Origin of the sequence: Microcystis sp. M49636_WE2 (assembly GCF_030065375.1) — a bacterium.
Taxonomy (GTDB): Bacteria; Cyanobacteriota; Cyanobacteriia; order Cyanobacteriales; family Microcystaceae; genus Microcystis; species Microcystis aeruginosa_C.
On sequence record NZ_JASJFG010000388.1, the window covers coordinates 1 to 5,787 of the forward strand.

Below are 5,787 nucleotides of genomic sequence, written 5' to 3' on the forward strand. Positions count from 1 at the left end.
ATTCGCCAGAGGTGGCACCTTCCGTACTACAGACGGCTCTGGCGTTTTCTAGCTCTTCTTGAATTTTATCTTGGATATTGCTCATGATTCCTCTGGAATTGATCTATTGACACTCTAACAATTATACAGTCACCTTCTCAAACCACAGGATCGGTTATCCCACTCGATCGCCTTTCCTGTGCTATTGAGCCGATCCTAGCGCAATTGTTGGGGAATTTAAGATCAAGATTTCCTGACCGGGCCAATTTTTAGCCCAGATTTCGCACTGGAGAAATCCCTCTGGCATTTCTCCCCGGGATAGACAGCGAACAGAACCATATACTGACTTATTTAGGCCGTCTTACCAGTCTCGATGCTCCCTTAGACAGGGTGGCGCAGATCGAATAAGTTATTCTAGGGACTAGGGGAAAAAGACTGTTTTGCCGGCAATAGTCAGCATTCCTGTCACCAAAATGCCGACAATGCTAAGGAATCCAATGGTGGTAATGTTGACTCGTGCGTTGAGATCGTCAACCCGCTTTTCTAGTCGCGTAACTTTGGCATCTAAGGCCTTAATATCCCCTTTAATTTCTCCACTCTATCAATATTTTCTCGGTCGAGCATTTCTACTCTAGAATAAAAGATATTGCAATCCCTGTTAGGGAATTTCTCAGAAACTTGAGGTATATTAAGTGTGACATAATCACAGTTTCGCATTTAACCTTCATAACCTAGAATATGAATATCATTGACGCTTTAAATCTCAAAAAACCCCAAGATTACCCCTCTAGAGAAGCTTATCAGCAAGACGTTGTCAAAGCGGTACAGGTCTTAATGCGTTTAGGTATTATGGACAATCCCTCGGCCGATTTAACCGCTTCCCTAGACTCTATCCTTGAGAAATTACAAGAGGATGAACTGGCTATCTACGGTAGAAAACGCAGTAAACAAGAAATTATCGCCGATTTAAAGCAAGTTAATAGTGAAATTGTCGAACCCGATCGAGAAATAGCCGACTTAGAATGGCAAATTGCCCTCAAAAAAGCTGAAATATCTGTTAATGAGGCATCTTAGGTTTTTATCTTGATTCTGGTTCGGTTTCTCCAAACTGAGCGTAATAATCATCAAGACGGTTTTCCAGAAGCATCCTTAAGAGTTTAATAATAATTAGGGCTACGATCGCTAAGGGGATATTACTGCCAAAGGTAATTCCGATCACCCCTTCCACTATATCTGCTGTCGTTCTCGTCGCTCTTCGATGATAAAAATGGCAAAATTTTGCCTTAAAAGTCGGTGATTCAGTAGCTGTCTCGGCAATTTCTGCCAGTCCTTTCAGTTTTTCTGGTGTATCGTAGGAAGTATATTCATTCTCCAGTTGTCTGCGCTGCTCTTCCAACTGACGACGACGCAGACGAGCAGACTCTAAACTGCGCTGAAAAGCTTCCAGTTCTTCTAAATCAGTCATTTTATCCTCTCTTTTTTCTTAAGTGAAAGAACTATATTAGAACTCTTGCAAATTTAAAACGAAACATATTTATTATGCCAAAACTGCCTTAAATATGTAAATTCTGCACATAATGCACACTATAAATGTGTTAACATTGTGATGTGTATATATTGTACTTAAGTAGCTGGTTATAATTAAATTAAGAATGGATTTTAGGTTCGATCCCCCCTGCCCCCCTTGATAAGGTAGGGTTGATTCATGAATCAACCCTACCCTTGATAACGGGGGTGTCTGATGATTTTTAACGCCTACCTACTTATTATGTATATACATAAGGAACGCTTGTTACCCAGTTTTAAGAATTGCCTAGGGGACAATTGATACTTATAAATCAGCAACGCCGAGAATTGAACCTATAATGGAGAGAAGTATTCTCCAGAGTCAAGAATATGTCACTCAGTCAACTGTTGCCCACAGTTAATCAGTTATCTCACCAAGATAAGCTTCGACTCATTCACTTTCTGCTCCTAGCAGTCGCCAAAGAAGAGGGATGCAGCCCAGAACCAACTAGAGAACCTGATTGAGAAAATGTACTGCAAATTCTTATGCTTAGTTTTTGTCAGTTTAATGGGCGGAGTCGGACTCGAACCGACATGAGGGGCTACCTCGCCACATTTTGAGTGTGGTGCGTCTACCAATTTCGCCATTCGCCCTTGGCATTAGTTTTATCATTATAACCTATTTTTGGCCCCTTTAACAAATTTTGATAATCGGGGGAACTGGCCCAACGATCGATTTCTCGCGCACGCAGGACGGGGAGGGGATGGGTTAACTGTTGGGTTTGCAAACCCTTTAACATTTCCCCCATTTCCGAGGTGCTGACGGCATCGTAGGACTTGGCCTGATCGATAAAAGCCTCTAAATTTAATAAAGGTGCGAGACTGGGGGAACCTCCGGCTAACTTCATTAACACCGACATGACGATTTTTGGGTCTTGAACTGCCAATAAAGCCGCTCGATCGCAGCTAAACTCGGCGCAGCGCACCCATGCTAACATTCTCTCCTGTAGGGATCGTGCTAACATTGTCCCCCAATTGGGCAGTAATCCCGCCGCTAGGACCATAATATTGGCTAAAGTCAGATAAACGCCGTGTTCACATTTGAGATGACCTAATTCGTGGGCCATTACCGCTTGAATTTCTGCGGGAGTCAGCATTTCAATTAGGGAAGTGTGCATCACCATAAACGGTTTTTTGCCGCGCATGGCGAAGGTATAGGCGTTAGGAACGGGGTTTTGTTGAATGTATAATTGAGGTGGTTCTAAGTCGAGAACTCGGCAAGCTTCTAGGAGGAGATTATGCAGGTCGGGTAATTGTTTTTCTCCCACCAAAACACTAGCAGCAATATTATTTAAGTAAAAGAATTCCTCAGCGACGGAACCTAACAAACTTCTCACGGCTATATCTAACCCAGGCAATTGTTTAAGGGAATTAGTGGCCTCTAGGTCGATGGGATGCCGAAAATCATTGGCTTTTAAGCCGAGTAATAACTGTTTTGATAATTCCATATTCTTATTCATTTAACCAAACTTTAACGCGTTCTAAACTTTTCCAATCGGGTTTTCTAGCTAAACCATCGGCGATATTTTCATCCACTTCTTGGCGAACTTCTTTGTTTAAACTAATTAATTGTTGCACCAGTTCGATATGTTCCCTAACTCCGGCGGTTTTGGTTTCCAACATAGCTAAAACCAAATTGATCCGGTTTTGGGGGGAAACTTTATCGAGTTTAACGGCTTTTTGGGCGGCTTTTAGGGCTAATTCCGGTTTATCGGTGAGCATATATAACCAAGCCAAACAGGACCAAACGGCGGCATTTTTAGGAGTGCGATCGCTTAATTCTTTAAATTCGGGCAATAAACTGGCGGCACTTTCTCCCTGTTGGTAGCGTTCTAAACCTTGTTCGAGGGTAAAATTGGCGGTTTCTGTCATTTTCAGTTGCGGGGTTAATCAAGGAGCAAATTTAACGGTTATCGCTGTATTACACGGGGTTAATACAATTCACCTTCATCTAGTATTCTAGCAAAATTTGTCCCCTTGTCAGTAAAATTTTAAAAGACGATGCCCCGTTCTCGCCAGATCATCAATAGGCCACTCATCGAAACGAATAACATCACTGCTTGTTTAAATTGCTGGGGACTCATTTTTTCTAAAACTTTTTGTCCTAACCAATTACCTGGCCAGGCCGCTAATCCTAATAATAAACCGTAACCGATAAAAGGCAGATGTAAAACTCCAAAAGCTGCGTAGGCGATTAATTTGGCCACATGAACTACTACCATGTGAACGGATTTCGTTGCCACCATTGGTTCTTTAACTAGCCCATAGTTGATATAAAACAGGTTCATCATCGGGCCAGTACTACCGACTAATCCCGATAGGAAAGCGTAGATAAATCCCGAGGGCATAAAATACCAAGTTTTAATCTCAAAAAAAGGATTTTCTTCTTGGGGAAATAATTGTTTAAGCGAGGAGAAAACCAGAAAAATTCCCAAAACTAGCGGCAACCATTTGAGTTGTAAATGGGCAAAGACAAAAGCACCGAGGGTAGATCCCATAATTGCCCCGGGTAGATACCACACCGTCGAGGGCCAGTCAATGGCGCGCCAATACATTCCCATGCGTTGGACGTTACCGAGTAGCATCCCCGTGGTTAAAACCGGAGGAATGACGGCAGCATCGAGAAACCAACCTAAAACGGGGAGTAGAATCAGGGGACTGCCCCCACCAGCAAGGGTACTAAAAAACCAAGCTAGACTACCTGCCAACATCAAGGTAACAATGATCATCGAATTGTCAAGTTAAGTTAAAAAGAGCTACTTAATCTATTATGATATCCTCTTTGGGGTCTTCATCGGTATAATGCCATTCCACATTGGGCATAGCCTCGAAAGCTTGCCGGACGTAATCCTCCCAGAGTTTCCGCATTTTGGCTAGGTAGGGATCTCCTAGGCGCAATTGTAACTTATGACGTAGGCTTAGGCTATTAGCTTCATACATACTCAAATAGATGGGCGGTCCGACGGAAATATTCGATTTCATGGTCGAATCGATGGAAAGTAAGGCACATTTGGCCATTTCCTCTAGGGGTGTATCATAGGTAATAGTGCGATCGAGAATCGGTTTACCGTATTTAGTTTCACCTATCTGTAAAAAGGGCGTTTCTTTGGTGGCTTGAATATGATTTCCCTGGGGATAAATCAGGAATAATTGCGGATCTTCTCCTTTAATTTGTCCCCCAAGAATAAACTTACATTTAAAATCAATATTATCTTTTTCTAGCCAAGTTCTTTCCCTAGCTTGTACTTGACGACTTTTATCACCGATATAGTGGGCGATATCGTAGAGATGAGTCAGAGAATGGAGATTTTTATCCTCTTGATTGTGCAGATCTCTTTTTAGTTCGTGAATCACTCCTTGGCTAATCGATAAATTCCCCGATGTACAAACCATAATTACTCTTTCTCCCGATACCGAAAAGTCAAATAATTTCCGATAGGCCGAGATATAATCGACTCCCGCATTCGTGCGAGAATCCGCCCCCATAACAATGCCAAAACGATTGATAATTCCTAAACAGTAAGTCATTTTAAATTATAAATTATGAATTATGAATTGGGAAGTGGGGAGATGAGAGTGCCAGAGTTGGGATAAAAAAGCTAAATTCTGACGACCAACAACTGATAACTGATAACTGAATTAAGCCATAACCATACCACCATCGACGTTAAAGACTTGACCAGTGATATAAATAGCGGCGGGATCGGCGGCTAAAAAACGCACCATTCCGGCAACTTCTTCCGGTTTTCCATAACGGGAGAGGGGGATATATTTGAGAATTTCATCTGCTTTGAGGTCATGAGTCATATCGGTTTCAATAAAGCCGGGGGCCACGGCATTAACAGTGATGCCTCGACTGGCAAATTCTTTGGCTAAAGTTTTCGTTAAACCGATAACACCGGCTTTAGCGGCGCTGTAATTAGATTGACCCGGATTACCCATCAAACCAGATACAGAAGTGATGTTAATTATGCGGCCGCTTTTCTGTTTTAACATCAATTTACCGACGGCGCGAGTGCAGAGAAAAACTCCGGTTAAATTGAGATCGATGACCGCTTGCCAGTCTTCTAATTTCATTCTTAACATTAGGGTATCCCGGGCAATACCGGCATTATTAACTAAGACATCAATATGACCGAATTTTTGCTTGGTACTGTCCACTAAATTATCCACTTCTTCGCTTTTAGCCACATCTGCTTGTAGAGCTATTGCCTTTCCCCCGGCCGCGGTAATTTCTTCGAC

Annotated in this window: 8 protein-coding genes, 1 tRNA gene and 1 pseudogene; 1 reads left to right on the forward strand and 9 read right to left on the reverse strand. The window is 42.4% G+C overall.

Annotated elements, in window-relative coordinates; translation table 11 throughout:
• Together PX484_RS25725 and PX484_RS09325 are read right to left on the reverse strand one after the other, a co-directional pair.
• Positions 1-85: CP12 domain-containing protein (locus PX484_RS25725; RefSeq protein ID WP_353853221.1), on the reverse strand; the 85-nt coding region annotated here is incomplete at its 3' end.
• 315 nt (positions 86-400) lie between these two features.
• Positions 401-571: pseudogene (locus PX484_RS09325) on the reverse strand (DUF4164 domain-containing protein); the annotation flags it as partial.
• A gap of 146 nt (positions 572-717) precedes the next feature.
• On the opposite strand from PX484_RS09325, the gene PX484_RS09330 reads away from it, so the two are divergent.
• Positions 718-1,053 (forward strand): hypothetical protein, encoded by a 336-nt coding sequence (locus PX484_RS09330; RefSeq protein WP_288103585.1) that lies wholly within the window; start codon positions 718-720, stop codon positions 1,051-1,053.
• Positions 1,054-1,057: 4 nt separating this feature from the next.
• Here PX484_RS09330 and PX484_RS09335 read toward each other — a convergent pair whose 3' ends face one another.
• The 7 genes from PX484_RS09335 to PX484_RS09365 all read right to left on the reverse strand — a co-directional run.
• Positions 1,058-1,444, reverse strand: coding sequence for a hypothetical protein (locus PX484_RS09335; RefSeq protein ID WP_287671174.1), 387 nt, complete (start codon positions 1,442-1,444; stop codon positions 1,058-1,060).
• A 610-nt stretch (positions 1,445-2,054) separates the two neighbouring features.
• Positions 2,055-2,139, reverse strand: a tRNA-Leu gene (locus PX484_RS09340).
• Positions 2,118-3,005: a M48 family metallopeptidase gene (locus PX484_RS09345; protein ID WP_004163593.1), complete on the reverse strand. Its 888-nt coding sequence runs from the start codon at positions 3,003-3,005 to the stop codon at positions 2,118-2,120. Before PX484_RS09345 ends, PX484_RS09340 begins: the two co-directional genes overlap by 22 nt.
• Positions 2,998-3,417, reverse strand: coding sequence for a tetratricopeptide repeat protein (locus tag PX484_RS09350; protein ID WP_004163592.1), 420 nt, complete (start codon positions 3,415-3,417; stop codon positions 2,998-3,000). The genes PX484_RS09345 and PX484_RS09350 overlap by 8 nt, the downstream gene beginning before the upstream one ends.
• A 119-nt stretch (positions 3,418-3,536) precedes the next feature.
• Positions 3,537-4,274, reverse strand: a complete 738-nt coding sequence (locus PX484_RS09355) for a sulfite exporter TauE/SafE family protein (RefSeq protein ID WP_004163591.1) — start codon at positions 4,272-4,274, stop codon at positions 3,537-3,539.
• Between the two features lie 31 nt (positions 4,275-4,305).
• Positions 4,306-5,073: a proteasome-type protease gene (locus PX484_RS09360; protein ID WP_004163590.1), complete on the reverse strand. Its 768-nt coding sequence runs from the start codon at positions 5,071-5,073 to the stop codon at positions 4,306-4,308.
• Between the two features lie 111 nt (positions 5,074-5,184).
• A partial coding sequence (locus tag PX484_RS09365) for a 3-oxoacyl-ACP reductase family protein (RefSeq protein ID WP_288103588.1) occupies positions 5,185-5,787 on the reverse strand: 603 nt, incomplete at its 5' end.

Excerpts from the sequence above, each read along its gene's own strand:
- PX484_RS09350 (WP_004163592.1), bottom strand. The coding sequence starts at position 3,417 with ATGACAGAAACCGCCAATTTTACCCTCGAACAAGGTTTAGAACGCTAC.
- PX484_RS09345 (WP_004163593.1), bottom strand. The coding sequence starts at position 3,005 with ATGAATAAGAATATGGAATTATCAAAACAGTTATTACTCGGCTTAAAA.
- PX484_RS09330 (WP_288103585.1), top strand. The coding sequence starts at position 718 with ATGAATATCATTGACGCTTTAAATCTCAAAAAACCCCAAGATTACCCC.
- PX484_RS09355 (WP_004163591.1), bottom strand. The coding sequence starts at position 4,274 with ATGATCATTGTTACCTTGATGTTGGCAGGTAGTCTAGCTTGGTTTTTT.
- PX484_RS09360 (WP_004163590.1), bottom strand. The coding sequence starts at position 5,073 with ATGACTTACTGTTTAGGAATTATCAATCGTTTTGGCATTGTTATGGGG.
- PX484_RS09335 (WP_287671174.1), bottom strand. The coding sequence starts at position 1,444 with ATGACTGATTTAGAAGAACTGGAAGCTTTTCAGCGCAGTTTAGAGTCT.